Genomic DNA, 26,559 nt, shown 5'->3' on the forward strand with positions numbered 1-26,559 from the left:
CTGACACACCCTTCACACGGGCCAGGGCTGCCCCCAGCACGCGCCAGGGCCCCTCCGAGATCACTCGGAGGGGCCCTGACCTGCGCGTATGAAGTGGGCACAACTGGGATCGAACCAGTGACATCTTGCTTGTAAGGCAAGCGCTCTACCGCTGAGCTATGCGCCCCGGGCGTAATGAGCCCACACACTACCCTGCCACCGCACCGGCCGCGCAAACCGTCCCAGGGCGCGGGGCAGGCCGGGGAGGGTGCGAACGAAACGGCTCGTGTGTTCGTTGGGAGGGGGTGGGAGAATGACCACCGGTTCACTGGCTGCGGTGCGCGGGGAGAGAGGTTACGTGACGGCGATGAACGGCGGCGGCACCCGTCGCTGGAGCTGGGGCAGCGGTCGCTCGGAGAGTCAGCGGGCCGACGCGCAGGCCGCCAAGGACGCCGCCGCTGCCGCCTTCTACGAGCTGGACACCGCACAGCGCGATCTGCGGATCTCCATCGAGACCCTCAGCGCCGTCGACGACTCCCCCGCCGCCCGTAAGGCCGTCCGGGACTTCGAGGAGTTCGGGACCCGGATCGACGAGGTCAGCCACGCCTACATCACCACCGTGGACGCGCACGACCTGGACCGTGACGATCTCGACTCCGGCTCCGCCGCACGCGCCCGCGCCGAGCTGGACCGGGCCAAGCAGGATCTGGAGCGCACCAAGGCCGATCTGGAGAGGTTCGGCCAGGGCCTCGCCTCCCTCCTCACCCAGGCCGAGAACGAGCTGGCCCGGCTCGTCCCCGCCGTCGAACGGGCCCGGCAGGGGCTGCTGGCCGCCAGCAACGCGCTGGACTCCGCCCGCGCCGCCGGGCTCCAGGCCGACGAGCTGGCCTCCCGGCTCGCGGCCCTCTCCCCCGAGCTGACGAAGCTCAACGAGGGCGCGGGCAGACACGGCATCCAGGACACCCTGCGCCGCGCCGACCGCGTCGTGCGCGAGGCCGAGGCCATCAGGGGCGAGGCCGAGCGGCTGCCGGAGCGCGCCGCCGAGATCGACAAGCGGCTCTCCTCCCTGCGTACGCGCACCCAGGCGCTGCACACCCGCGCGGGCCAGGTCGAGCCCGTGCTCAGCGAGCTGCGCCGCCGCTTCAGCGCCGCCTGCTGGCAGGACCTCCAGCAGGTGCCCGACCAGGCGGCGAGATCCGCGCGCCAGGCCGAGGAGAGGCTGGCGGAGGCCCGCAAGGCGCGCGACGAGCAGCGCTGGGCCGACGCGACGTCGCTGCTCTCGACGGTCCGCGCGCTGCTCAACACCACGGACGAGTCCGTGAAGGCCGCGGGCGACCGGCTCCAGCGGCTCAACGAGGTGTCGTTCAACCACTCCAAGGAGGTCGAGCGCACGCGTTTCGCCATCCGCGACGCGCAGAGGCTCGCCATGGCCGGACGCAGCACGCCCGACCCCCGGCACGCCCGCCCGCTGGACGACGCCGTGGAGCGCGTGGACCGCGCGGTGGCCTCGCTCACCGGCCGCCACCCCGACTACTGGCATCTGCTGACCGAGCTGGACGCGGTGAAGGAGACCGTCCGCATCGTCGTCGAGCAGATCAGAGAGCAGCGGGCCGGGCAGTAGACCCCGCCCGCGCCCCTCCCCTGCCCTCCCCTCCCCTCCCCTCCCCCAGGAACGGACACCACGGCACGCTGCGGCGCGCGACGCATCGCTTACTCTTCCGTCATGCCTCGTTACGAGTACCGCTGCCGCGAATGCGGGTCCACCTTCGAACTGAGCCGTCCGATGGCCGAGTCGAGCGCCCCCGCGAACTGTCCGAAGGGGCACGACGACACCGTCAAGCTGCTGTCGACCGTCGCCGTCGGCGGCACCGCTTCGGCCTCGGCCTCGGCCGCCTCCGCCGCCCCCGCACCGGGCGCGGGTGGCGGCGGCTGCTGCGGTGGCGGCTGCTGCGGCTGACCCGCCCTCGCCCCCCAGCCCTCACCCCACCGCCGCGCCCACCTCGCGCAGAATCCGCTCCCCCGCCGCCACGCCCCGCTCGGGCAGCGCGGTGATGTGGGGCGCGTGCCACCCCTCGTCGGCGAGTTCGCCGTGGCCCGGGCGCCAGCCCTCGTCCGCCGCGAGGAGCAGGTCGGCGTCGAGGAGGGAGTCACCCGCCGCGTACGTGCGCGCGGCGCCCGTACGGCGGGCGACCTCCGCGATCGCGGCGCTCTTGGTCAGCGGGCGCGGCACGGCGTAGATCTTGCGGCCCTGGAGGGAGACGGTCCAGCCGCGGGGCGCGGCCCAGTCGCCGAGTTCCTTGACGTAGGTGTCGGGCAGCCGCGCGCGGTCCACCACGAGGTACGCGAACAGGTCCTCGGCCACCCGCTCCTTGAGCACCCAGCCACCGTCCGAGACACCCGAAGCCGACGCCGACGACGAAGCCGTACGCAACATGTGCGCGCGGACCTCGTCGAGCGGCGCGCACTCCGTGAGGCGTTCGCGTACGCGCGCGTGCCAGGCGGGGTCGGACTCGCCGTCGACGAGCAGGTGGCCGCCGTTGGCGCACACCGCGTACCGAGGGGGTGGGCCCGGCAGGTGGATGCGCCCGTACTGCTCGCGGGTGCGGGTGGTGGTGGGCACGAAGACGGTACGGGCGGCCAGCGCCGTCAGCAGCTCAGCGGCCGTCTCCGTCAGGTAGGAGAGCGGCTTGCTCTCGTACACCTCGACGCACAGCAGCCGCGGCGCCGCCGCGTCCGGCACGGTCAGGCCGAGGGCAGCGGCCGAGTAGATCAGCGTGCGGTCCAGATCGCTCGCGAACAGCGAGGGCGACGGCACCCCCGAGGCTGTGGGAGAGGCGGTCATCGGGACGCCACCGCCTTGCCGTCCGCGCCGGTCGCGCCCCTCGTGAAGCGTGGATGGATCAGCCCGACGCAGCGGTACGGCAGCCCGTCGACCTCCTCCACCGGCACACCGCGCTGCTCCGCGAGGAGCCGCACGTGGTCGAGGTCGGCCCCCGCGTCGCGCCGTGCCAGCACCCGCCAGGGCACCCGGCGCAGCAGCACCCGGGTCGTCTCGCCGACGCCGGGCTTGACGAGGTTGACGTCCCCGATGCCGTACTCCTCGCTGATCCGCTCCACCGCGCGCCAGCCCTCCCAGGTGGGCGCGCGCTCCGCTTCGGAGGCGGCGAGCAGCGCCCGCGCGCCCTCGTCGGCCTGCGCACGCACCTCCCCGAACCGGGACTCGACCGCCTCCAGGAAGAACCGCGAGACGTCGGTCTCCGCCAGCTCGCGGTAGAACTTGCCGCCGTGGAAGTCGTACGGGCCGACGAGGTCGGCGCGCAGCACGGTGCGCGAGATCAGCCCGGAGACCGTGGAGTTGAGGCAGGCGGAGGGGATGAGGAAGTCCTCGCGGGTGCCGTAGGTGCGTACGCAGCCGCCCGGGTCGGCGAGGACGGCCAGCTCCGGGTCGAAGCCCTCGAACGGCGCGAGCGCGTCGGCCAGTTCGCGGGTGATGGCGCCCTTGCCCGTCCAGCCGTCGACGAAGACGACGTCGGCGGGGTCGAGCCGCTCCGCGAGCCAGCGCAGCGCGGCCGTGTCGATGCCCTGGCCGCGCACGATGGACACCGCGTAGTGCGGCAGGTCCAGGCCGTGCGCGTGCAGCGCCCAGCGGCGCATCAGCACGCCGACGGGCGTACCGGCGCGCGCCAGCGACACCAGCACCGGGCGCCGCCCGCCCCCAGCAGGCCCGCCCGGCCCACCTCGCCCGCCTCGTTCGGCGAGCACCGTCTCGGTCACCGTGCCCACGGCGCGGGCGATGCGCGCTGCCGAGGCGTCTAGGGCGCTGTGGAAGAGCCGCTGGTACTCGGCGCTGGGCTGGTACTCGACGGGCAGCGACTCCGCGTAGTGCGCCCCGCCGCTCTGGATCGCCTCCTCGCGCTCCTCCGTCGGCGCTTCCAGTTCGACGTCCGAGACGTCCTGGAGCAGCCAGCCCACGTCGTCGGGCGCGTACGAGGAGAACGCCGGGCCGCGCAGCGGTTCGCGCAGCGGCGCGTAAGAGGGGACGACGCACAGGAGGACGGCGTCGGTGTGCCGGGAGAGCGCCGCCAGCAGCCCGTCGGGGGCGTGCAGCCGGGGCGTGTCGCCGGCCGAGTCCGTCACGGCGACGACGGCGTCGAAGCGGCGCGAACGGTCGTCGCCGGGCGCGACGTTGTACGCGTAGCGCGGGCCGTGGCCCTCCCCCGGCCGGTCGTGCGCGGGGAAGGTGAGCACGGTGCGTATCGCGTAGCCGGGGTCGTCCACGGCGAGTGCAGGGGAGCGGGTGGTCGTGGAGAACCGCACCTCCACCCCGTCCGCCGCTCCCCGTTCCGCCTCCGCTCCCCGTTCCGCTCCCCGTTCCGCTTCCAGTTCCGTTTCCAGCGCGGTGGCGAGTCGCAGCGGCGCGTACATCAGCTCCTCGTTACCGAGGACGAGCACCCGGCGGGCGTGCGGCGGCAGTTCGGCCGCCAGGCGCCGGGCCATCGCGGGGAGGGCGTCTTCGAGGTGCTCGCGGTGCGCGGCGGTGAAGCCGTGGCGCCCGCCGTCGGGCAGACCCAGGGGCCAGCCCAGCTCGACGCGCCGCACGTTCCCAACGCCGCCGGGCGTGACGGGGCAGTCCTCCACACCGTCACCCCCGTCACCCCTGTCACCGGCGGGCCCGGCGTCGACGGCTCGCGCCCCCTCCGCGTCCTCGTCGCCCTCCTCGTCGCGGTCGTACTCCGCGACGAGGCGCCGCCCGCGCTCCAGCACGTCGTCCGGAAGGGAGACGGTGCCACCGGCCAGGGCGACGATCTCGACCCGCGCGCCCAGCTCGGCGGCGAACTTGTCCAGCCCGGCACTGTCCGCCTCGGACCGCATGTCCACCAGCGCGACGATCACGTAGCGCTCGCGCGGATAGCGGCGGTGCAGGGACGCGATGGTGTTGCGTATGGTCCGGCCCGTCGAGAACTCGTCATCTACGAGGACCAGCGGCGCGCCCTCCGCGAGCAGTTCCGGATCCTCCGGCAGCAACAGATGCGAGGTGGCGTGGCTGTGCTCCTCCTCGAAGCCGCCGACGGGGGTGACGCCGCGCACCGGGCGCCGGGTCGAGTGCAGATAAGCGCGCGCACCGACGCCGTCGGCGACGCTGTGCCCGAGACCGGTGGCGGTCTCCGCGTACCCGAGTACCACCGCGCGCGCCGCCTCCGCCTCGCCCAGCAGCGCACGCACCCGGCGCCCCAGCTCCAGGCCCGCGCCGTGCACCGTGCCGGGGCGCTGCGGGACGTGCTTGCCCAGCACCTGCGAGACGAGCAGGTGGGCGCGCTTGGGGTTACGGCGCAGGGCCAGGCCGAGCAGTTCCCGCAGGCCCTCGCCGGTCAGCCCGACGTCCAGGCGCTCCGCGACCCATTCACCGGACCAGATCTCCGTCGCGCCGTCCGCCATGTCGCTCCCGTCCGCCGCGCCCACGCCCACTCCGTCCACCGTGTCCACCGTGTTCGCCGCACCCGTCTCGTTCACTTGACCCCCGCCGCCAGCAGTTCCACGAAGCCCACGCCCTCGCGGGCGACGCCGAAGACCTCGCCGCGCAGCAGGGTGCGCTCCGCCCAGGCGCGGTGGGGCTTCACCTCGTTCATCTTGTTCGTGTAGGCGGAGCGCAGGACTCCGCCGCCGCAGCGCTCGGGGCGCAGGATGTCCGTCGCGTCGGAGAACTCCTCGTGGCTCACGACGGACAGCGCGTGCACGGGTGCGACGTGGGAGGGGTGGATGCAGGTCTTGCCCAGCAGCCCGTTGGCGCGGTCCAGCTCGATCTCGCGCAGCAGCCCGTCCATGTCGTGCGCGATGAGATTCGTCCGCAGCTCCTCGGCCCGCCCGCTCAGGAAGGGACTGCGCCGGAGCTGGGGCTTGAACATCCGCTCCTGGAGCCTGAAGTACTCCCACACGGGCCCCGTCACGGTGAAGCCGGTGCCGTCCGCCCTGCCCAGCGCGTTGACGACGTCCCCGATGACGGAGGCGACGAGCTGCACGTCGTAGGCGGTCATCTCGGGCGTGCGCCGCAGCCCGTAGGCCGAGCAGAAGTCGGTCACGCCCAGGCGCAGGGCCAGTACGCGGTCGCGGTACTTGTTGACCGCACGGGATATCCCCGCCAGGGTCTCGGCCCTGGTCTCCATGTGCAGCAGCTCGGGCGACTCCAGCACGGGCATCGCGAACAGCCGTCGCCCACCGGCCGTCTCCGCCTCGTCCAGCGCCTCCAGGAACGGGATGCCGCGCTCCTCGGTGAACTTCGGGAGTACGAATCCGGACACCAGCCGCGCGGCCGGACCGAGCCGGTCGACGAGGTCCGGTATCTGTTCCGGCTCCCGTACCCGGATGAACAGCAGCGGCGGCTCGTCGGCCCCGTCCGCCGCAGTCCCGGTCCCGGTCCCGGAGGTGGCGTGGGCCAGCTCGCCGAGCTGGCGCACCAGGTTCTCCTCGGCGGCCACGACCTCGGCGTCGTCGATGGAATCCTCCAGGCACAGCACCATCGAGACCACCCCGCGAGCGCCCTGCCGCACCACGTCGGAGGCGAGGGAGGCACGGGTGGCCGGGCTGTAGAGCGTGGCGCCGAGCGCGGCGGCCAGCGTGCGGGCCGGTGAATCCGGCGTGAACTCGGCGGGCTCCTGGTGGAAAAGCGTCTGCCGGAGTTCAGGCGTGAGATGCCTGAAATGGCGCATGGATGCCCTCGTCTCCCCGTCTCTTTCGCAGCCGTCCGACCTTGGTGGCTGTGACGCGGCGCTGTCTTTCGGCCCGCCTCGGCAGCGCTGCCGTGGCGGAATCTGGCCGCTCATCGTACGTACGAGGGTGGGTCAAGAGTTCCTCAAGCGGGTGAAAAACACGTTACCCCTGGGTACACACGCCTCTCCCCCCGCGTTGTCGCGGAGTGCGGCTGGAGGGCAGGATGAGTCTATGACGCACGCCATGTTGAAGGGGTCGAACATCCAGCTGGAGACGTCGGCGGTGCGTGCCGTCCTGTGCTGGTCACCGGGGACGGGGGCGCCGGACGTGGACGCCTCGGCGCTGCTCCTCGGCGACAGCGGAGCGGTCCGCTCGGACGACGACTTCATCTTCTACAACCAGCCCCGGCACCCCTCGGGAGTGGTCAGGCACCTCGCCAAGACCCGGGAGTCCGGTGAGTCCGGCGGTCTGATGGACACCGTCGAGGCCGATCTGTCGGCGCTGGACGCCACCGTCGACCGGGTGATGCTGGCCGCCTCGGCGGACGGCGGCACCTTCGCCGACGTACGCGAGCTGCGGCTTCTCCTGTACGCGGCGGGGACGGAGGCCGATCCGTCGGCCGAGCCGCTGGCACGGTTCGAGATCGAGCCGGAGACGGGCTCGGAGACGGCGATGATCTGCGGCGAGCTGTACCGCCGCGGGGACGGCTGGAAGTTCCGGGCGCTGGGCCAGGGCTACGACACGGGGCTCATCGGGCTCGCCACGGAGTTCGGCATCTCGGTCGATGAAGGCGAGGTCAGCCAGGAGGTCACCCCGCCGCACGGCACGGGCGGCGAGAACGGTCCCGAGACGACGGCGACACCGACGCCCGCACCTGCGTCCGTATCCGCCTCCGCCTCCGCGTCTCCGTCCGCCGATCCGGACGGGGACGCCACCGTGCCGTACGTGCCGGGCCCCGAGACGCTCGGCCCCCTCCCTGTGGGGCCTGGGGGCGCTCCCGCGGGTACGGTGCCGAAGCCGCCCGGCGAGCCGGACTTCCCGGCTCCGGAACCGGTGCCCGAACCGCGTCCCGAACCCCAGCCGGGCCCCGAACCGCAGCCCGTCCCTGACCCGGTCCCCGGGCCAGGGCCAGGGCCCGCCCCGGAACCGCCCTCTCCGGAGCCCCAGCCGCAGCCTGCGGGCGCACACGGGGGCGGAGGCGGGGCGTTCGCGGCGGCCGGCGCGGGCGCCATGGGGGGCCCGCACGGCGCACCGCACGCGCCGCAGCCGGGGTACGGCTATCCGCCGCCCCCGCAGCAGCCGCCGTCCACCCAGCCCGCCTACGGGTATCCGCAGCCCACGTACGGCTATCCGCAGCAGCCGGACCCGAGCTTCCAGTTGCCGCCCCAGGGCCCGCAGTTCCTCCACGCATGAGGTGAGGTCGGCCGGGACCGCCGGAACCGCCGGGACGCGTACGTCCCGGCGGCCGGTACGTCATGCGCCGCGACGGACCCGGCCCAGCCCTCGCAGCCCTCTCAGACCTTGCCCGCCTTGTAGCCGCGGCCCCACTGGAGGCCCCAGCCGTAGAGGCGGTCCAGCTCCGCCTGGAAGCCGTACACGTAGCGGCCCTCGCGGCGGACGATCAGCTCGCCCTTGTGGTGCTCCAGCAGCATCACCGCGCAGGAGCGCGCCTGCGGCGCCCGCTCGTCGAGGCCGACCTCCACGCGGGGGCCGTTGCTCGGGAAGAGGGACACGATGGCGTGGGTGCGGTCGAAGGCCGGAGTGCCGTCATAGATGTAGACGAAGATCAGCAGGCGCTTGATCTCGTCCTTGTGGTCAAGGTTGATGTAGATCGTCTCGCCGGAGGCCGAGCCGAACCTGTCGTCCCCGCTGAGCTTCACATACGGCGGGGCGTTCATGTCGCCGAAGAAGTTGCCGAGCGGCTGCACGACCCCCTTGCTGCCGTCCACCAGCTCGTACATGCACGCCAGGTCCAGGTCGACGTCGACGACGCCGTGCGTGTGCGCCTGGACGACGTCGGGCTTGAGCGACTGGAACGGATGCCGCAGCGAGGAGCTGCGGCGCGGGCGGCCCTCGATGTCCGAGCTGCGCATCCGCCAGGAAAGGTTGACCCGCATACTGCCTCTGTCGGCGCCCTGCTCGGTCAGCGAGACCATCGAGTTCCGCTTCGTCAGTTCCACCGCGTACGTCGAAGGGCCGCCGACCGTATCGAACTTCGGCCCGTGCCGCCTCATCCCCACGCCGCGCCGCCAGTTCTCCCACAGGGAGACCATCACGCACCCCCACTCGGAAACTCACCAGAAACTCACCAGGAAAAAATGCTCCAACTGCGGCGGGGCGGTACCGAGGACGGGACCTCGGTACCGCCCCGCTTGGAGCGTTCCGCAATCGGACCGCTGTGACACATGCCGGGGGCTCACCCCGGGACAGGTCCCGCACGGTCGGGCGGCGACGGCCAGGGGCGCCGGGCTTCGCGGCGCCCCTGGCCCGTCAGACCTGCGAGGTGACCTCCGGCTTCTTGGAGGAGCCACCGCCGTCGTCACCGGACTCGTCGTCCTCGCCGTCACCACCGCCGTTGGCCGCGATGGCGCGGTTGCGCCGGAGCGAGGACCAGAAGGAGGCGGCGATCAAGAGGACACCGAGCAGACCGGTGATGACCTCGTTGATCTGGAACTTGATGGTGATGAGGAGGATCGCGGCGAGCGCGCCGATCGCGTAGTGCGCGCCGTGCTCCAGGTAGACGTAGTCGTCGAGCGTGCCCTGACGGACGAGGTACACCGTCAGCGAACGGACGTACATCGCACCGATGCCGAGGCCCAGTGCCATCCAGAAGATGTGGTTCGTGATGGCGAAGGCGCCGATGACGCCGTCGAACGAGAAGGAGGCGTCCAGCACTTCGAGGTACAGGAACATGAAGAAGGCCGCCTTGCCGGCGAGGCCCACCATGCTCGGGTCCTTGCCCTGGCGCTTGGCCTCTTCCTCGGCCTCCTGCTCGCGTTCCTCCTCCTCTTCGAGCTTGTTCTCGAAGTGTCCGGAGAGGCCGCCGACCAGGAGATACGTGATGAGGCCCGCGATGCCCGCCAGCATGACCGTGCCGGACTTGTCGGCGTGGCCGCCGCCGTGCTGGTGCGCCGAGACCGCGAGGGTCATGGCCGAGACCAGCAGCACGATCAGCGCGATGCAGACGGACAGCATGTCCACCTTGCCGAGCTTGGCGAGGGGACGCTCCAGCCAGCCGATCCACTTGTGCTCACGGTCCGTGAAGATGAAGTCGAGGAAGATCATCAACAGGAACATCCCGCCGAAGGCCGCGATGGCCGGGTGGGCGTCGGTGACGAGCTGCTCGTACTGGCCGGGCTTGTCCAAGGCCAGTTGCACGGCCTCGATGGGCCCGACCTTGGCGGTGATGGCGACGATGACGACCGGGAACACCAGCCGCATTCCGAACACCGCGATCAGGATGCCGATGGTGAGGAAGATCTTCTGCCAGAAGGCATTCATCTTTTTCAGCACACCGGCATTGACGACCGCGTTGTCGAAGGACAACGAGATCTCCAGGATGGAGAGCATCGCCACCAGTGCGAACGCTTCCCACCCCCAGAAGAACGCAGCGCAGGCGAGTCCGACGGCGGTGACGCCGAAGGACCAGCCGAAGGTTCTCAGAAGCACTGGCTACCCAATCCGCTTTACGTAAGACAGGACGATGGATTACGAAACGTTGACTCCGAAGTCTAGAGCGATGCCTCTCAGCCCAGAGGCGTACCCCTGCCCAACCGCACGGAACTTCCACTCCCCGTTGTACCGGTACAGCTCGCCGAAGATCATGGCGGTCTCCGATGAGGCGTCTTCCGTGAGGTCGTAGCGGGCCAGTTCCTGGCCGTCCGCCTGGTTGACGACACGGATGTAGGCGTCGGTGACCTGCCCGAAGGTCTGCTGACGGGGCTCGGCGTCGTAGATGGAGACCGGGAAGACGACCTTGTCCACCTGGGCGGGGACGAGGCCGAGATCGACCAGGACCGTCTCGTCGTCCCCGGCGTCGGCACCGCTGCCGCCGACCAGCTCGTCGCCGGTGTGCTCGACGGAGCCCTCGGGACTCTTGAGGTTGTTGTAGAAGATGAAGTATTCGTCGCCGAGAACCCGCCCGTTCGCGCACAGCAGCGCGCTGGCGTCGAGATCGAAGGCGGCGCCGGTCGTGGAGCGGGCCTTCCAGCCCAGCCCGACCTGGACCTGGGTCAGGTTCGGTGCAGCCTTCGAGAGGGAGACATTGCCCCCCTTGGCGAGCGTGACGCCCATGTTCCGCTTCCTCTCCCCGGTACTGATGCACCCGCTGATGCATCCAGTGTGTCCACACCGCCCGGCGCCGCACACCTCCCGAACACGGAAGTCTGCGGCGCCGGGACACTGCCGTAAAGCGCGTGGGACCTTGTGATCGTTTCGCACACACTGTTCTTTGTGGCCAAGAGCGACCAAGGGCGACAAGGACGGCAAGGGGCGGCCAGGGGTGTCCGCCGTGCGCCGCCCGGAGGCCCAGGCGCTTCCGCCGTGCGCGGCGCCGCCGCGCCCGTCAGACGTTGACGCCGAAGTCCTGCGCGATGCCGCGCAGACCCGAGGCGTAGCCCTGCCCGATGGCGCGGAACTTCCACTCCGCACCGTGGCGGTACAGCTCGCCGAAGACCATGGCGGTCTCCGTCGAGGCGTCCTCACTGAGGTCGTAGCGGGCCAGCTCGTTGTTGTCGGCCTGGTTGACGACGCGGATGTACGCGTTGCGGACCTGGCCGAAGCTCTGCTGGCGGGCCTCGGCCTCGTAGATGGAGACCGGGAAGACGATCTTCTCCACATCGGCGGGGACGCCGGCGAGGTTGACCTTGATGACCTCGTCGTCCCCCTCGCCCTCACCGGTGAGGTTGTCACCGGTGTGCTCGACGGAGCCGTCCGGGCTCTTGAGGTTGTTGAAGAAGACGAAGTTCTGGTCGTTCCCGACCTTGCCCTCGGAGTTCGTCAGCAGCGCGCTGGCATCGAGGTCGAAGTCCGAGCCGGTGGTCGTACGGGCGTCCCAGCCGAGACCGACGATCACGGCGGTGAGGTTCGGCGCCTCCTTGGTCAGCGAGACGTTGCCGCCCTTGCTGAGGCTGACTCCCACGAGTCCTCCTGGATATTGTTCGTGAGGAGCACCGCGTGACCGCGTGCCGTGCCCCCGTATTACGGATGCCGTCAGATCAACGAGTCGATCCTAGTGAGCGGTTCCCCCGGGCTCACAGTGTTCGCTCAGAGGGATTCCAGGGCCTTCACGTAGTCGTCCAGATCGCGCGCGTCCGGGAGCCCGTTCACCACGGTCCAGCGCACCTCGCCCGCCTTGTCGATGATGAAGGTGCCGCGCACGGCGCAGCCCTTCTCCTCGTCGAAGACGCCGTAGGCGCGGGACGCCTCGCCGTGCGGCCAGAAGTCGGAGAGCAGGGGGTAGTCCAGGCCCTCCTGCTCAGCGAATACGCGCAAGGCGAACGGCGAGTCGTTGGAGACGGCGAGCAACTGGACGTCGTCGTTCACGAACTTCGGGAGTTCGTCGCGCAGGGCACACAGCTCACCGGTGCACACACCGGTGAAGGCGAACGGGTAGAAGAGGAGGACGACGTTCTTCTTCCCCTGGAAGTCGGAGAGCGATACAGCTTCGCCGTGCTGGTTCCGCAGCGTGAAGTCCGGAGCCTTGGTGCCGACCTCGATGGCCATGGGTGGGGAGCCCCTCTCTTGGGTCTCTTGGGTGGCTTGCCTGCCTGACGGGCCCAGTCTCGCACCTCGGCGCCGCACGGCGGGGGCCAGGCACGGGGCCGGAAGCGGCACGGGCGCGGGCGCGGACGCGGAACGGTGCCGGGGACGTGGGCGCCGGGAAGCGGCAGGGAACAGCGTGGGCCCCGACGGTCTCGCCGTCGGGGCCCATGCCTCGGTCTCTGCGTCTCTACGCCTCAGTCTCTGCCGTTCGGCCGGCTCTGCCCGTCAGCGCTTGCCGGAGCGGGCCGCCTTCGGGGTGACCAGGCGGCTGCCGGTCCAGTCCTTGCCCGCGTTGACGCTGCTCGTCTGGGCCAGGCCCGCGGTCTGGGCCGCCTCGCCGATCTCGCTGGGCTCCACATAGCCGTCACGGCCCGTCTTGGGAGTCAGCAGCCAGACCGGGGCGCCCGCGTCGATCATCGTGGTGGCGTCCACCAGCGCGTCCGTCAGGTCGCCATCCTCCTCGCGGAACCACAGAATCACGGCATCGGCCACGTCGTCATGATCTTCATCGACGAGCTCCGTACCCGTGATGGCCTCGATTCCCTCACGGAGTTCCTGCTCGGTGTCGTCGTCGTAACCGAGCTCCTGGACCACCTGCCCGGGCTGGAAACCCAGCCTCGCGGCCGGGTTGGTCCGCTCCTCCGCGTGGTCCGCGGTCGCGCTCACGGATTGCCTCCTGTCATCTTTCTTGAATATGCCTGGCGCCCCGCGCGCACGCGAAGCATTGGCCGTAGTCCACACGGGCGGAACGGATCGCGCAAGTACCCAGCCCTCCATCCCGCCCAAACGTTGACGTCTCACCCCACAATGCCTGATCAACAGTGATTCACACCACAGGGATCTGGCGCGGATCAGCCGGGTTTGCCCCGGCTGGCCCACGGAGGCCGAGGCGCGGGGCGTGCACCGCGTGTGCCCAGCGGCGCGCGCGGCGCGGACTCCGCCGCGCGCCGTGCGCCTACCCGGACCGCGCGAGACCAATCGCGACCGATCGCGACCGTTAGAGGCGGGTGGGGACGGGCGGGCACGGGTGGGGACGGGCGAGAACGAGACAGTGCGGCCCGTCCCGCCATCCGGGGGACCCGGGAGCCCCGGGGCACGCGGGGAGGCCGGGGCGCGCGGGAGGGCAGGGGCGGGTACGGGCCGGACAAGGGGGCGAGGGGAGGGGGCGAGGGGTGATCCCTCGGACGCCCACAAGGGATCACTGGGCGTAAGGTTGCGATTTGGCCGTCATCCACCTTCCCGGACCTGTCCCGGAATCAGCAGGAGTTACCTCTCGGTAGAGATGACGTACGCGCGGCAGCGGTACACGATGGAGGCGGCGCGACACCTATACAGAGCAAGACCGAACAGCGAAGGAACAGCGTGGCTTCCGGATCCGATCGCAACCCGATCATCATTGGCGGCCTCCCCAGCCAGGTCCCGGACTTCGATCCCGAGGAGACCCAGGAATGGCTCGACTCGCTCGACGCGGCCGTCGACGAGCGGGGCAGGGGACGTGCCCGCTATCTCATGCTCCGTCTCATCGAGCGCGCCCGCGAGAAGCGCGTGGCCGTGCCGGAGATGCGCAGCACGGACTACGTCAACACCATCGCGACCAAGGACGAGCCGTTCTTCCCCGGTAACGAGGAGATCGAGCGCAAGGTCCTGAACGCGACCCGCTGGAACGCGGCCGTGATGGTCTCCCGGGCCCAGCGCCCCGGCATCGGTGTGGGCGGCCATATCGCCACCTTCGCCTCCTCCGCCTCGCTCTACGACGTGGGCTTCAACCACTTCTTCCGCGGCAAGGACGAGGGCGACGGCGGCGACCAGGTCTTCTTCCAGGGCCACGCCTCGCCCGGCATCTACGCCCGCGCCTTCCTGCTGGACCGCCTCACCGAGACCCAGCTCGACGGCTTCCGCCAGGAGAAGAGCACCTTCCCCAACGGCCTCTCCAGCTACCCGCACCCGCGGTCGATGCCGGACTTCTGGGAGTTCCCCACCGTCTCCATGGGCCTCGGCCCCATCGGCGCCGTCTACCAGGCCCGGATGAACCGCTACATGGAGGCGCGCGGCATCGCCGACACCTCCAAGTCGCACGTGTGGGCCTTCCTCGGCGACGGCGAGATGGACGAGCCCGAGTCCCTGGGCCAGCTCTCCCTGGCGGCGCGCGAGGGCCTGGACAACCTCACCTTCGTCATCAACTGCAACCTCCAGCGTCTTGACGGGCCCGTCCGCGGCAACGGGAAGATCATCCAGGAGCTGGAGTCGTACTTCCGCGGTGCGGGATGGAACGTCATCAAGCTGGTCTGGGACCGCTCCTGGGACCCGCTGCTGGCGCAGGACCGCGACGGCGTGCTGGTCAACAAGCTCAACACGACGCCCGACGGCCAGTTCCAGACCTACGCCACCGAGAGCGGCTCCTACATCCGCGAGCACTTCTTCGGCGGCGACCAGCGGCTGCGGGCCATGGCCGAGAACATGACCGACGACCAGTTGCTGCACCTGGGCCGCGGCGGCCACGACCACCGCAAGGTCTACGCGGCCTACAAGGCGGCCAAGGAGCACCAGGGCCAGCCGACGGTCATCCTCGCGCAGACCATCAAGGGCTGGACGCTGGGCCCGAACTTCGAGGGCCGCAACGCCACGCACCAGATGAAGAAGCTGACGGTCGAGGACCTCAAGGGCTTCCGCGACCGGCTGCACCTGCCGATCCCGGACAAGGAGCTGGAGTCCGGCCTTCCGCCGTACTACCACCCCGGTCCGGACTCGGAGGAGATCCAGTACATGCACGACCGGCGGCGCGAGCTGGGCGGCTATGTGCCCACCCGCGTGAACCGGTCGAAGCCGCTCCAGCTCCCCGACGCGAAGGCGTACGCCGCCGTCAAGAAGGGCTCGGGGCAGCAGCAGATCGCCACCACGATGGCCTTCGTGCGGCTGCTCAAGGACCTCATGCGGGACAAGGAGATCGGCAAGCGCTTCGTGCCGATCGCCCCCGACGAGTACCGCACCTTCGGAATGGACTCCTTCTTCCCGTCGGCCAAGATCTACAACCCGCTGGGCCAGACGTACGAGTCCGTGGACCGCGAGCTGCTGCTGGCCTACAAGGAGTCCCCCACCGGCCAGATGCTGCACGACGGCATCACGGAGGCGGGCTGTACGGCCGCGGCCATCGCGGCGGGCTCGGCCTACGCCACGCACGGCGAACCGCTGATCCCGATCTACGTCTTCTACTCGATGTTCGGCTTCCAGCGCACCGGCGACCAGTTCTGGCAGATGGGCGACCAGCTCTCCCGCGGCTTCGTCCTGGGCGCCACGGCGGGCCGCACGACGCTGACCGGCGAGGGCCTCCAGCACGCCGACGGCCACTCGCAGCTGCTGGCCTCCACCAACCCGGCGGCTGTGGCCTACGACCCGGCCTTCGGCTTCGAGATCGCCCACATCGTCGAGGACGGCCTGCGGCGGATGTACGGCTCCAGCGAGGAGCACCCGCAGGGTGAGGACGTCTTCTACTACCTCACCGTCTACAACGAGCCGATCCGCCAGCCCGCCGAGCCGGAGAACGTGGACGCCGAGGGCATCCTCAAGGGCCTCTACCGCTACCAGGAGGGCGAGAAGGGCACGCACAAGGCCCAGATCCTCGCCTCCGGCGTGGCGCTGCCCTGGGCGCTGGAGGCCCAGCAGATCCTGGCCGACGAGTGGAACGTCCGCGCCGACGTCTGGTCGGCGACCTCCTGGAACGAGCTGCGCCGGGAGGCCGTCGCCGTCGAGGAGCACAACCTCCTCCACCCGGAGGAGGAGCAGCGCGTGCCCTACGTGACGCGCAAGCTCCAGGGCGCCGAGGGGCCGAAGGTGGCCGTCTCCGACTGGATGCGGGCGGTGCCCGACCAGATCGCCCGCTGGGTGCCCGGCACGTACCAGTCGCTCGGCGCCGACGGCTTCGGCTTCGCCGACACCCGTGGCGCCGCGCGCCGCTTCTTCCACATCGACGCGCAGTCGATCGTCCTCGGCGTGCTCACCGAGCTGGCCAGGGAGGGCAAGATCGACCGCTCGGCGCTGAAGCAGGCGCTGGACCGCTACCAGCTGCTCGACGTCGCCGCCGCTGACCCGGGCGCCGCGGGCGGCGACGCGTAGTCCTCGCCGGACGGGCCGCACCCGGCGTCACGGGGTGGCGTGACCACCTACGTGGCCGGGTGCGGCGGCCCCGCAAGTCGCTCGCTGGGTGACGGAGCTGTGCACGTCGCGTCGTCGGGTGGAGCGGCCGGGTGCGTCCCTTTGTGACGGGGCCGTGTACGTCCGCCCGTGGAGCGCCCCGGTCGCCTGGTGGGGTGCCCCCTCGGCGGGCGACGCCACATCCTCGTGCCAGGGCGTGCGGGGGCCCGTTCAGGGGGCCGTCGTCAGAGGATGCCGCCCACGCCCATCGTGCCGCCGCCCGCGCCGGTGAGCCATATCAGTGCCAGCAGCGTGTCCAGGGCGCCGAGGACCACGGCGATGAGGGCGGGGATCGACCGGGTGCCCGTCCAGCGGCGGCCCATCGCGAGCCAGCCGCAGACGACGGCGACCGGGCCGAGGACGATGCCGAGGGTGAAGAAGCCCGCGACCGCGCAGATCAGACCCACGATGCCGAGCGTCTCCCGGTCCGCTGTGACGCGTCCGGCGAAGGAGCCCCGGCGCGTGCGGGGGCGGGTGGAGTGCCGATAGCCCGTCATCGTCCCTCCCAGGGTTGTCGTTTCGGGCTCGGAGACCAAGTGCCCCTTTCCCCGGCCGATAGACACGGTTTCCTCAACAGCCCGCCCCGTCCCAGCGATTGGGCGCTCTCTCGGACGCGGTGCGGTGACGGCGCCTGCCATCTCAGTTCTCCCAGACCTTGAAGGCCCGCACCCGATACGCGCCCTCGGGCGTCCAGGAACCGGAGGGGTGGGTGCTGAACTCGGCCGTCTCGGCGCACTCCGCGCTCTGATAGACGGTGACGGGCCGCCCCGTGCGGTTGGCGAACGAGGCCGCTTCCGTGCCCTTCGGCAGGGGGACGCAGCTCTCGATGTCGACGTCACTCAGCTCGTACGTCTGCCGCTCGCCCTCGAAGCGCGCCGCCTCCCAGAGGCACAGCTCCCCCGCGCCGCACTCCCCCAGCCTCGGCTGCGGCTTCTTCGACGGGGCCGCCGACGCCAGAGGCGCCGGGGCCGCGGCGAGCTGGAGCAGGGCGCCCGCCGCCATCACGACCGCGCAGGCATGGACCGCTCGCATATGGATCACTCCCCCGTGTGCCGCACGTCCGCGCCTGTCGCGTCGTGCGTGTGATCAGCCTCGAACGGCGACGGCCGGTCTGCCAAGGGCAGACCGGCCGTTTCACCACCATGGGGCACGGAGTTATCCACAGGCTCCGAAGGATCCACAGATTCCGGGGAATTCCGGCGGCTCCACAGGCTCCCGGGCCGGGGCCAGGGCCACCGGCCCGGGCTCAGACGTGGACCGAGGGACCCGCGTCGTTCGAGCCGCGCTTCGTGAAGACGGCGACTCCCGCCGCGACGACCGCGACGATGCCCGCGCAGGTGAAGGCGAGACCCATGCCGGAGATGAAGGAGTCGTGCACGGCCTTCGTCATCGCCTCGGCGATCTGCGCGGGGGTGCCCTTCGGCGCGGGCGGCGCCATGCCGACCTCGGCCAGGCCCTTGAGCTGCTCTGCCTGCTCGCCCTTCAGCGGCGGAAGCTGGGAGTCCGCCCACTTCTCCGGCAGCGAGCTGTCGACACGGGAGGCCATGACGGCGCCCAGCACGGCCGTGCCGAGGCTGCCGCCGACCTGCATCGCGGCCTGCTGGAGGCCGCCAGCGACACCGGCGTGCTCCAGCGGCGCGTTGCCCACGATGACCTCCGTCGCGCCGACCATGACCGGCGCGAGGCCCAGGCCCAGCAGACCGAACCACAGCGAGGTGATCGCGGTGCCGCTCTCGGCGTCGAGCGTGGAGAGCCCGAACATCGCGACCGCCGCCACCACCATGGCGCCGACCAGCGGGATGCGCGGACCGACCTTGGTGATCAACGAGCCCGCCAGCGGCGAGGCGACGATCATCATCGCGGTCAGCGGCAGCAGCCGCAGCCCGCTGTCGACCGGGCTCATGCCGTGCACGTTCTGGAGGTAGAACGTGACGAAGAACAGGCCGCCCATGAACCCGAAGGCCATCAGCACCATCAGCACGGTGCCCGCCGTCAGCGGCACGGAGCGGAACATGCTCAGGGGCAGCAGCGGCTCCTTGGCCTTGGTCTCCCAGAAGCCGAAGAGCAGGAACGCGACGATCGAGCCGCCGAGGAACAGCAGCGTCTTCTCGTCGCCCCACGACCACTCGGGCGCCTTGATGAGCGCCCAGATGAGGCAGAACATCGCGACCGACAGCAGCACGATGCCCGGGATGTCGAAGGACCTGGGCGCCTTCTCCGCGCGGTGGTCCACCAGGAGCACCACGCCCAGCACCAGGGCGATGACGCCGACCGGGATGTTGATGAAGAAGACCGACTCCCAGTTGACGTGCTCGACCAGGAGACCGCCCACGATCGGCCCCGCGGCGGTGGAGGCGCCGATGACCGCGCCCCAGATGCCGATCGCCGCGTTGAGCTTCTCGGCCGGGAAGGTGGCCCGCAGCAGGCCGAGCGCCGCGGGCATCAGCAGGGCGCCGAAGATGCCCTGGAGCACGCGGAAGAAGATGACGAGCGAGACACTGCCGCCCAGACCGATCGCCCCGGAGGCCGCGGCGAACCCGACGACGCCGATGAGGAAGGTCTGCCGGTGGCCGAAGCGGTCGCCGAGTTTGCCCGCCGTGATCAGGGCCACGGCAAGGGCCAGCAGATACCCGTTGGTGATCCACTGGACGTCGGCGAGCGAGGCGCCGAGGTCCTTCTGGATCGCCGGGTTCGCGATGGCCACGATCGTGCCGTCCAGGGCGACCATGGTGACGCCGAGCGCGACGGTGACCAGGGTGAGCCAGGGGTGCCCCCTGAGCCCCTTCCTGGCGCCCGTTATCTCTGAGTTGCGCGGTCCGGGCGGTTCCGGTGTCCCGTCCGCGACGGTGGTGGTCTGGGAGCTCATGGGGGCGAGGCTAATGTCAGCCGCTGACAATTGACAAACCGAATTATTCGCCGGTAGATGTCAGGTGTCTCACAGATATCGTGAGGAAGAAGATCAGCAGGATGAGACCCGGAGGTGGCCGAAAGTGACCGGACTGCGCGAGCGCAAGAAGCAGCGCACCCGGGACGCACTCATCCGCGCGGCTCACGAGCTTTTCGTCGCCAAGGGGTACGAGGCCACCACCGTCGACGAGGTCACCGACACCGTGGACGTCTCCCAGCGCACCTTCTTCCGCTACTTCACGAGCAAGGAGGACGTCGCCTTCGCCCTCCAGGATCTTGTCGAGCAGCGCTATCTGGAGGCGGTGCGCGAGCGGCCGCCGGGCGAGGCGCCCATCGAGGTGCTGCGCCGCACCCTGGACGAGACGTGGCAGAGCATCGGCGAGACCATCCACGAGATCGTCCCCATGCAGCTCCACATGCGCATGTGGCAGGTCATCGAGACCACGCCCGCGCTCGTCGCCGTCCATCTGCGGCGCTCAGTGGAGATGGAGGAGGCCCTCGTCACGGAGATCGCGCGCCGCCAGGACCTCGATCCGGAGAAGGACCCGCGGCCGCGCGTGCTCGTCGCCGCGTACTCCGGCGTGATGCGGGCCGCCGGACGCCGCTGGGGCTGCGGCCAGGACACCTCCATGACGGCGGCGCAGTGCTTCATGGAGTCCTACGTGGACGCACTGGGCCCCGCCCTCACCGACGAGTGGGCGAGCACACCCCCACGCGTGACGGCTAACGGCTGACGGCTGACGGCTGACGGCTGACGGATAACAGTTATCAAGTAGCAGGTAACAGATAACAATTAACAGATAACGAGATCTGTCACCCCGCCCCACCCCTTCACCCCCCAACCCCCTCACCCCGCCAAATACGGCGCGTACGAGTGCGGACCACGCGGACGCGGCACAACCGTGCCCCGGTACGCATGAGCGAGAGGCCCCGAGGGGTCGCCAGAAGCCCCCGACCTGCGGCGGAGCAGTGCGCGGCGGCGCGGAGCCGGGGCTTCCGGCTCACCTTCGCGGGTGACTCCGTAGCGTCACGGATGACAGCACGGCCGCCCGATCTGACCCAATTACCCACGCCGAAACGTGAGATGGCTCACCGGATACGCGAGCACACAGCCGCGTCTCCTAGGGTGTCCCGCTAGTGACTTCCTTCTCCGCATTCGGCAATCCCCTGTCCGGAACCGGCTTCCCGGCGACGGGAGCCCCGGGCTCCACCGCCTGGCGCGCGCTGCTCGCGCTTGCGGTGGTGCTCGTGCTGCTGGCGACGACCGGGTGGACCGCGATCCGCAAGAGCGACGACACGCCGGGCCCCCGCGCCGCGGCGCTGCTCGCCTGGGAGAAGGGATCCGTCGCCGGACGGGCGCTGCCCGACCCCGACGGGCGGCCCGGCGCCATAGCGCGCTTCTTCCGCGCGCTGAGCACGGCGCAGCAGTACCGGCTGGCCGACCGATATCCCCTGGTCGTGGGCAACCTCGGCGGCGCGCCCGTGACGCTGCGCTATCGCGCGAACCACGCGGCGCTCGAGGACGCCCGCGACGTCGAACGCAAACGCATGACCGACCAGCGGCTCACCGACGAGGGGCGGCACGAGGCGGGCCGCCGTATGCACCGCTTCGAGTCGATGCTCCATCCAGGCCGTCAGATCCTCTCCTTCGACCCGACGGGGCGCGGGCGCGCCGCCGAGGTCTTCGGGGACCTGGACCGGGCCCAGAGCGTCTCCGTCGTCGTCCCCGGGGTCGACACCGAGCTGCTCACCTTCGAGAAGACCGAGCGGTCCCACTCGGCGCCCGTGGGCATGGCCCGCGCGCTCCAGGACCAGCAGAGCGCGCGCTCGCCGCATCTGCGGACGGCGACCGTCGCCTGGGCGGACTACACCGCGCCCGTCGGCCTCGGGATGGACGCCGCCTCCGGGGACCTCGCGCAGGACGGCGGCGACCGGCTGCGGGACTTCGTGCGGGAGCTGCCCGGCGCCTCGCGGGTCGCGCTGTTCTGCCACAGCTACGGCTCCGTGGTGTGCGGGGTCGCGGCGCACGAGCTGTCGCCCCGGGTCAGCGACATCACGGTCTCCGGCAGCCCCGGCATGCGCGCCGACAAGGCCGACCACCTCGACACCCGGGCCCACGTGTGGGCCACCCGCGACCAGGACGACTGGATCGCCGACGTGCCGCACATGGAGTTCGGCGGCCTGGGCCACGGCGCCGACCCCGTCTCCCCCGGCTTCGGCTCCCGCAGGCTCTCCGCCGACGGCGCCGTCGGACACACCGGCTACTTCGTGCCGGGCACCGGGAGCCTCGCCAACTTCGCCGCCATCGGCACCGGCTCGTACGGCGCTGTCAACTGTGCCTCGAACGACCCGGGCTGCACAGCCGCCACCGATTAACGCGCGTAGCGCTGGGAGGGGGACGCGCGGGCGGTCCCCGCATACGATGGCCCACATGGGTGACGTACTGGCTGGAATTCACTCCACCTGGGAGTTCGACACGGACTCGGTGCTCATCCGCTTCGAACGGGGGATCCGCACGCCCAAGCTCTTCCACGTGCTCGGGGAGCGGCGTATTCCGTACGAGGCGCTGAGCGATGTCGAGCTCGCGCCGGGAGGCAAGCGGGGCACCGTCGTACTTCGCGCCGTGCCCCGCGCGGGCGCCGATCCGCTGCTGGAGGCGGCGGCCGGACAGCTCAAAGAGGGCAGCGACCCCTACCGTCTCGTGCTCCCCGCCGAGCGCGAGACGCTGGCCGACTACTACGCGACGGAGCTGCGCTCGGTCCTCGGCCCCGACGCGGACAAGCCCGCCGAGCGCCACATGGTGGGGGCGCCGTCTCCTCCGCTGAGCTTCAAGGCGTACGACGGCAAGGCGACCTTCGACGGCAGCGCGGTCTCTTTCCGGTGGTTCTGGACCGGGGCCTCTTCCGCGAAGTGGAAGGCCGGTGACCAGAACTTCTCCGTGGCCGAGCTGGAGGGCGTCGAGTGGCGCTCGCCCGAGGTGCTCAACGGGCATCTGCGGCTGCGGCTGCGGGGCGTCGAGGCGCCGGGGGAAGCGGATCAGGATCCGGCCTCGGTGGTGTTCGGGCTCGGGTACGGGCTGGTGTACGAGTCGCTGCCGTTCGCGGCGGCCGTGCTGGAAGCGGTGCGGGCCGTGGATCCGGGGTCCGAGGCCGAGGTGACGCCTCCGGCGGCGCCGCAGGCGGCCATGCCGGCGCGGTCCGACAGATCGGATCCCGCCGATATCGCCGACCGCATCCGGCATCTCGGCGAGCTGCACGACGCGGGGCTGCTGACGGACGACGAGTTCTCGGACAAGAAGGCGGAACTCCTCGCCGAGCTGTGACCTCGCCGGTCGGGCGAAGGAAACGGTTCACTCGGCCGCCGTGCCGGTGCGCCGACGGGAACGGTGCGCCTTGCCTCGCGCCCGGAAGCCGTACATCCCACACATCCCGTGCTGGGGGCGCCCCCTCCCCACCACGTACCGGGGTAGGGGGACACAGCGGTACCCAGGGGTGACGTCGACGCTTCGCCGACGCCATACGCTGGGCGCGCCATGGCCAACACACCGTCACCGGACCAGGACCCGCCTCCAACGCGGGCCCCTTCACCGGACCAGGACCCGCCCCCCGCGCGGGCCCCTTCACCCGATCGGGACGCGCCACCCGGACAGGACGCGCCACCCGGACAGGACACGTCCCCCGACCATGGCGCGTCATCCGATCAGGACGCGTCGCCCCCTCACGAGGCGCCACCCGGACAGCCGCCGCCCCGTGCCGGGGGCTGGCGCGGGGTCGTCGGGGATGCCGTCGGGCGCGGGGCGCGGGCGCTGGGGGCCGCGCTCACCACGCCCTCACGGTCCACCGAGCCCCTTCTCGCGCACGCCCCGCGCCGCTGGATGCGCTCCCTCCCGTACGTGCTCGCGTTCGGCTTCGTCGCCACCCTGATCCCCGTCACCGCGCAGGTGCTGTCCAACGACTACGGGGTCAACGGCGCCGTCTCGGGCGCGCTCGCCGTCATGCAGTCCGCTCCGCTGCTGCTGGCCGTGACGCGGCCGTTGGCGGCCTGGTGGATCGTCATCGTGGGCGACACCCTCGGCGCCCTCGCGCTGCTGGGCGCCCCCACCGAACCGGTGCGCCCCTGGCCGTGGACGGCCATGGTGATCGTCGGGTACCTCGTGCTGTGTCTCGCGCTGGCGCTGCGCGAGCGGCGCAGGACGGTCGTCGCCGTCTGGTGCGTGACCGTCGCGCTCTCGCTCGCGCTCGGCTTCATCGGGCAGGACCGCAGCGAGGGCACGAACGTGCTGCTGATCGTGCTGAGCGGGACCGTGCTGCTCCTCGGCACGGCGGTGCGCGAGCGCGCCGACGTGCAGCGGAAGCTGGCCGAGCAGGAGACGATCAGCGAGGCCGAACGCTCGCGCCGCACGCTGCTGGAGGAGCGCACGCGCATCGCCCGTGAGCTGCACGACGTGGTGGCCCACCACATGTCCGTGATCACGGTCCAGGCGGACAGCGCGCCCTACCGGCTCCAGGGCCTTCCGCCCGAGGCCGCGCAGGAGTTCGGGTCGATCGCCGTCACTGCGCGCGAGTCCCTTGCCGAGATGCGCCGCCTCCTCGGGGTGCTGCGCAGCGAGGAGACGAAGGGCGAGCGGGCCCCTCAGCCGGGGCTGGACCGGCTGGAGCAGCTTGTGGAGGCGACGGTACGGGCCGGGGTGCCCACGGAGCTGTCGGTGGAGGGCGAGGTGGACGGGCTGCCGCAGGCCGTGCAGTTGTCCGCTTACCGCATCGTGCAGGAGGCCCTTGCCAACGTCGTACGGCACGCGCCTGGCGCCCGTACCACCGTGTCCGTCACCGCGCCCGCCGCCTCCGCGAAGAAGAAGGCCGTGCTCAAGGGGCTGACCGTGCTCGTCGTCAACGGGCCCTCCCCCGCGCCCGACGGGCCCCCGCTGGAAACATCGGGCACCGGACACGGGCTGATCGGCATGCGCGAGCGCGTACGTCTCGTCGGCGGCACCCTGGACACCGGACCGCTGCCCGACGGCGGCTTCCGGGTCGCCGCCACACTGCCCCCCAAGGGGAAGGACTCCGAGCCCTCATGACCGCCGACGTCACCCGAGTGATCATCGTCGACGACCAGGCCATGGTGCGGGCCGGGTTCGCCGCGCTGCTGGCCGCGCAGGCCGACATCGACGTGGTGGGCGAGGCCCCGGACGGGGCGGAGGGCGTCGAGCTGAGCCGTCGCGCACACCCCGACGTCGTGCTCATGGACGTGCGGATGCCGCGCATGAACGGGCTGGAGGCGGCCCGCGAACTGCTGGAGCCCGCGCCGGGCGTCACCCACAGGCCGAAGGTGCTGATGCTGACGACGTTCGACGTCGACGACTACGTCTACGAGGCGCTGCGCGCCGGTGCCAGCGGCTTCCTGCTCAAGGACGCGCCGCCCGCCGACCTGATCTCGGCGGTACGGGTCGTCGCCGGGGGCGAGGCCCTTCTCGCGCCCTCGGTCACGCGCCGCCTCATCGCCGACTTCGCCCGTCAGCGCCCCGTGCCCCGCGAGCGGCGCTCCCTCCAGTTGAACGGTCTCACCGAGCGCGAGACGGAGGTGCTGCAACTCATCGCGCGCGGGCAGTCGAACGGCGAGATCGCCGGTTCGCTCGTGCTGGCCGAGCAGACGGTCAAGACCCATGTGTCCCGCATCCTGACGAAGCTCGGGCTGCGGGACAGGGCGCAGGCCGTGATCTTCGCGTACGAGTCCGGGCTCGTGGCGCCCGGCGAGGGCTGAGCGCGCTCTTGAGGGCCGGTCGGCTTCGGGGCCGACCGGCCGCTGCTTCGGTTGTCGGGTGATGGTTCGTGCTCACAGCCTCACGTGGGTGAGGAAAGTGGTGCGGCCGGGGCAGGTGGTGTGGGGGAGGTAGAGCGCGTGGAGTGGCGCGTGGAGGGAGGGTTCGAGGGCGAGGACGTGCGCTTTGCCGCCCGCCGCGGGGCCCGGTGGTGTGGTGACGAAGGCGATGTGACGGGTGCCGATGACGGCGGTGACTGGCGGTGTGCCTTGGCGGGCGGTGCGTTCGGTGTCCGGTTCGAAACCCGCGTTGCGGCAGTGGTCGATGAGGAGGTCGGTGTAGCCGGAGCGGCCGGGGGCGCCCCAGACCAGGAAGGACTCGTGGGCGAGTTCGGGCAGTGCCACGGATGTGCGGGCGGCCAGGGGGTGATCGGAGGCGACGGCGATGTGCAGACGCTGGTGGCCGAGGGTGGTACGGGTCAGACCGTGGGCCGGCGTCATTCCGCGGCACAGGCCGATGTCGAGGTCGCCGGCGAGGAGGGCGGCGGTCAGCTCGGAGGGGTAGCGCTGGTGGATCTCGGGGGTGATGTCGGGGTGGGTGTCGGTCACCGGGGCGAGCAGGGTGACGAGTTCGTCGCCGGTGACGGCGGGGGTGTAGCCGATGCGGAGCGTCTGGGTCTCGCCCCGTCCGATGCGCCGGGCGCGATGCAGGGCGGCGCGGGTCATACCGTTGAGGACGCGGGCGTCCTCAAGCAGGGCAGCTCCGGCGGGCAGCACGGTGACGCCGGTGCTGCCGCGCTCCAGCAGCGCCACGCCGACTTCGCGTTCGAGGACCCGGATGGAGGTGGACAGGGCCTGCTGGGACAGGTGGAGGCGGGCGGCGGCGCGGGTGAGGCTGCCTTCCTCGGCGACGGCGATCAGATGGTCGAGTTTGTTCAGGTCCAGTCTCACCTCAACGCCTCTCGGCTCGATGACGGACGGTGAAGAGGCCAGCTGCCGGCGCGGCGAAGACCACGTAGTGGCCATATCCCCCGGCATCCCCCGGCATCCCCCGGCCAAGGCGGTGCGCAGCGTGGTCAGTCCCACGTCGCTTCCGGTGAAGCAGATCCACCACAGGCCGAAGACGAGCAGCAGGCCGCCGACCGCGATCAGGGGGACCGGGGCGGACAGGCCGCGACCGGCGGCCTGGATGGCATCGGTGTCGTACTGTACGCATGCCCCCGGTACCGCCGGCATGGCTCGCCCACCGGCCGTGAACTGGGC

General features: G+C 71.1%; 22 protein-coding genes and 1 tRNA gene. 9 read left to right on the forward strand and 14 right to left on the reverse strand.

The genetic code is table 11. The annotated features are described in order from the left end of the window. Positions 1 to 94: 94 nt before the first annotated feature. Positions 95 to 166, reverse strand: a tRNA-Val gene (locus ACWGJ2_RS32445). 126 nt (positions 167 to 292) lie between these two features. Here ACWGJ2_RS32445 and ACWGJ2_RS32450 point away from each other — a divergent pair. Together ACWGJ2_RS32450 and ACWGJ2_RS32455 are read left to right on the forward strand one after the other, a co-directional pair. Further along, positions 293 to 1,600 carry a hypothetical protein gene (locus ACWGJ2_RS32450; protein WP_453349886.1) on the forward strand — a complete coding sequence of 436 codons (1,308 nt, stop codon included), beginning with the start codon at positions 293 to 295 and terminating at the stop codon, positions 1,598 to 1,600. Positions 1,601 to 1,702: 102 nt separating this feature from the next. Next, the gene (locus tag ACWGJ2_RS32455; protein WP_453349887.1) at positions 1,703 to 1,936 is read left to right on the forward strand and encodes an FmdB family zinc ribbon protein; all 234 of its coding nucleotides are present in this window, start codon (positions 1,703 to 1,705) and stop codon (positions 1,934 to 1,936) included. A gap of 21 nt (positions 1,937 to 1,957) precedes the next feature. Here the strand turns inward: ACWGJ2_RS32455 and ACWGJ2_RS32460 are convergent, their stop codons facing one another. From ACWGJ2_RS32460 to ACWGJ2_RS32470, 3 genes are all read right to left on the reverse strand, one after another. Next, positions 1,958 to 2,821, reverse strand: a complete 864-nt coding sequence (locus ACWGJ2_RS32460; protein ID WP_453349888.1) for an HAD family hydrolase — start codon at positions 2,819 to 2,821, stop codon at positions 1,958 to 1,960. Beyond that, positions 2,818 to 5,415, reverse strand: coding sequence for a phosphoribosyltransferase (locus ACWGJ2_RS32465; RefSeq protein ID WP_453349907.1), 2,598 nt, complete (start codon positions 5,413 to 5,415; stop codon positions 2,818 to 2,820). Before ACWGJ2_RS32465 ends, ACWGJ2_RS32460 begins: the two co-directional genes overlap by 4 nt. Before the next feature lie 71 nt (positions 5,416 to 5,486). After that, complete coding sequence (locus ACWGJ2_RS32470; protein WP_453349889.1) at positions 5,487 to 6,683, reverse strand: HpcH/HpaI aldolase/citrate lyase family protein; 1,197 nt, start codon at positions 6,681 to 6,683, stop codon at positions 5,487 to 5,489. A gap of 232 nt (positions 6,684 to 6,915) precedes the next feature. On the opposite strand from ACWGJ2_RS32470, the gene ACWGJ2_RS32475 reads away from it, so the two are divergent. After that, on the forward strand, positions 6,916 to 8,097 hold the full coding sequence (locus ACWGJ2_RS32475; RefSeq protein ID WP_453349890.1) for a TerD family protein: 1,182 nt from the start codon (positions 6,916 to 6,918) through the stop codon (positions 8,095 to 8,097). Between the two features lie 101 nt (positions 8,098 to 8,198). Here ACWGJ2_RS32475 and ACWGJ2_RS32480 read toward each other — a convergent pair whose 3' ends face one another. The 6 genes from ACWGJ2_RS32480 to ACWGJ2_RS32505 form a co-directional block, all read right to left on the reverse strand. Beyond that, complete coding sequence (locus ACWGJ2_RS32480) at positions 8,199 to 8,957, reverse strand: TerD family protein (RefSeq protein WP_453349891.1); 759 nt, start codon at positions 8,955 to 8,957, stop codon at positions 8,199 to 8,201. Positions 8,958 to 9,174: 217 nt separating this feature from the next. Then, positions 9,175 to 10,353, reverse strand: a complete 1,179-nt coding sequence (locus tag ACWGJ2_RS32485) for a DUF475 domain-containing protein (RefSeq protein WP_453349892.1) — start codon at positions 10,351 to 10,353, stop codon at positions 9,175 to 9,177. A 39-nt stretch (positions 10,354 to 10,392) separates the two neighbouring features. Next, on the reverse strand, positions 10,393 to 10,977 hold the full coding sequence (locus ACWGJ2_RS32490; protein ID WP_453349893.1) for a TerD family protein: 585 nt from the start codon (positions 10,975 to 10,977) through the stop codon (positions 10,393 to 10,395). 271 nt (positions 10,978 to 11,248) lie between these two features. Next, complete coding sequence (locus ACWGJ2_RS32495; protein WP_453349894.1) at positions 11,249 to 11,824, reverse strand: TerD family protein; 576 nt, start codon at positions 11,822 to 11,824, stop codon at positions 11,249 to 11,251. A 125-nt stretch (positions 11,825 to 11,949) separates the two neighbouring features. After that, on the reverse strand, positions 11,950 to 12,408 hold the full coding sequence (locus ACWGJ2_RS32500; protein ID WP_453349895.1) for a peroxiredoxin: 459 nt from the start codon (positions 12,406 to 12,408) through the stop codon (positions 11,950 to 11,952). 264 nt (positions 12,409 to 12,672) lie between these two features. After that, positions 12,673 to 13,113 (reverse strand): DUF3052 domain-containing protein, encoded by a 441-nt coding sequence (locus tag ACWGJ2_RS32505; RefSeq protein WP_453349896.1) that lies wholly within the window; start codon positions 13,111 to 13,113, stop codon positions 12,673 to 12,675. Positions 13,114 to 13,809: 696 nt separating this feature from the next. On the opposite strand from ACWGJ2_RS32505, the gene aceE reads away from it, so the two are divergent. Continuing rightward, positions 13,810 to 16,557, forward strand: a complete 2,748-nt coding sequence (gene aceE / locus ACWGJ2_RS32510) for a pyruvate dehydrogenase (acetyl-transferring), homodimeric type (RefSeq protein ID WP_453349897.1) — start codon at positions 13,810 to 13,812, stop codon at positions 16,555 to 16,557. A 263-nt stretch (positions 16,558 to 16,820) separates the two neighbouring features. On the opposite strand, the gene ACWGJ2_RS32515 is transcribed toward aceE, so the two are convergent. The 3 genes from ACWGJ2_RS32515 to ACWGJ2_RS32525 form a co-directional block, all read right to left on the reverse strand. After that, the gene (locus tag ACWGJ2_RS32515; protein ID WP_453349898.1) at positions 16,821 to 17,132 is read right to left on the reverse strand and encodes a small hydrophobic protein; all 312 of its coding nucleotides are present in this window, start codon (positions 17,130 to 17,132) and stop codon (positions 16,821 to 16,823) included. 142 nt (positions 17,133 to 17,274) lie between these two features. Further along, entirely contained in the window at positions 17,275 to 17,667 is a 393-nt protein-coding gene (locus ACWGJ2_RS32520) for a peptidase inhibitor family I36 protein (protein WP_453349899.1), read from the reverse strand. Between the two features lie 214 nt (positions 17,668 to 17,881). Then, the gene (locus ACWGJ2_RS32525; RefSeq protein ID WP_453349900.1) at positions 17,882 to 19,501 is read right to left on the reverse strand and encodes an MFS transporter; all 1,620 of its coding nucleotides are present in this window, start codon (positions 19,499 to 19,501) and stop codon (positions 17,882 to 17,884) included. A gap of 124 nt (positions 19,502 to 19,625) precedes the next feature. On the opposite strand from ACWGJ2_RS32525, the gene ACWGJ2_RS32530 reads away from it, so the two are divergent. From ACWGJ2_RS32530 to ACWGJ2_RS32550, 5 genes are all read left to right on the forward strand, one after another. After that, positions 19,626 to 20,276, forward strand: coding sequence for a TetR/AcrR family transcriptional regulator (locus tag ACWGJ2_RS32530; RefSeq protein WP_453349901.1), 651 nt, complete (start codon positions 19,626 to 19,628; stop codon positions 20,274 to 20,276). Positions 20,277 to 20,679: 403 nt separating this feature from the next. Next, positions 20,680 to 21,918, forward strand: coding sequence for an alpha/beta hydrolase (locus tag ACWGJ2_RS32535; RefSeq protein ID WP_453349902.1), 1,239 nt, complete (start codon positions 20,680 to 20,682; stop codon positions 21,916 to 21,918). 55 nt (positions 21,919 to 21,973) lie between these two features. After that, complete coding sequence (locus ACWGJ2_RS32540) at positions 21,974 to 22,864, forward strand: DUF4429 domain-containing protein (RefSeq protein ID WP_453349903.1); 891 nt, start codon at positions 21,974 to 21,976, stop codon at positions 22,862 to 22,864. 552 nt (positions 22,865 to 23,416) lie between these two features. Further along, positions 23,417 to 24,616, forward strand: coding sequence for a histidine kinase (locus ACWGJ2_RS32545; protein WP_453349904.1), 1,200 nt, complete (start codon positions 23,417 to 23,419; stop codon positions 24,614 to 24,616). Continuing rightward, complete coding sequence (locus ACWGJ2_RS32550) at positions 24,613 to 25,299, forward strand: response regulator (RefSeq protein WP_453349905.1); 687 nt, start codon at positions 24,613 to 24,615, stop codon at positions 25,297 to 25,299. The genes ACWGJ2_RS32545 and ACWGJ2_RS32550 overlap by 4 nt, the downstream gene beginning before the upstream one ends. Positions 25,300 to 25,371: 72 nt before the next feature. Here ACWGJ2_RS32550 and ACWGJ2_RS32555 read toward each other — a convergent pair whose 3' ends face one another. Continuing rightward, positions 25,372 to 26,247 carry a LysR family transcriptional regulator gene (locus ACWGJ2_RS32555; RefSeq protein WP_453349906.1) on the reverse strand — a complete coding sequence of 292 codons (876 nt, stop codon included), beginning with the start codon at positions 26,245 to 26,247 and terminating at the stop codon, positions 25,372 to 25,374. Positions 26,248 to 26,559: the final 312 nt, after the last annotated feature.

Source organism: Streptomyces sp. NPDC054796 (assembly GCF_053611545.1).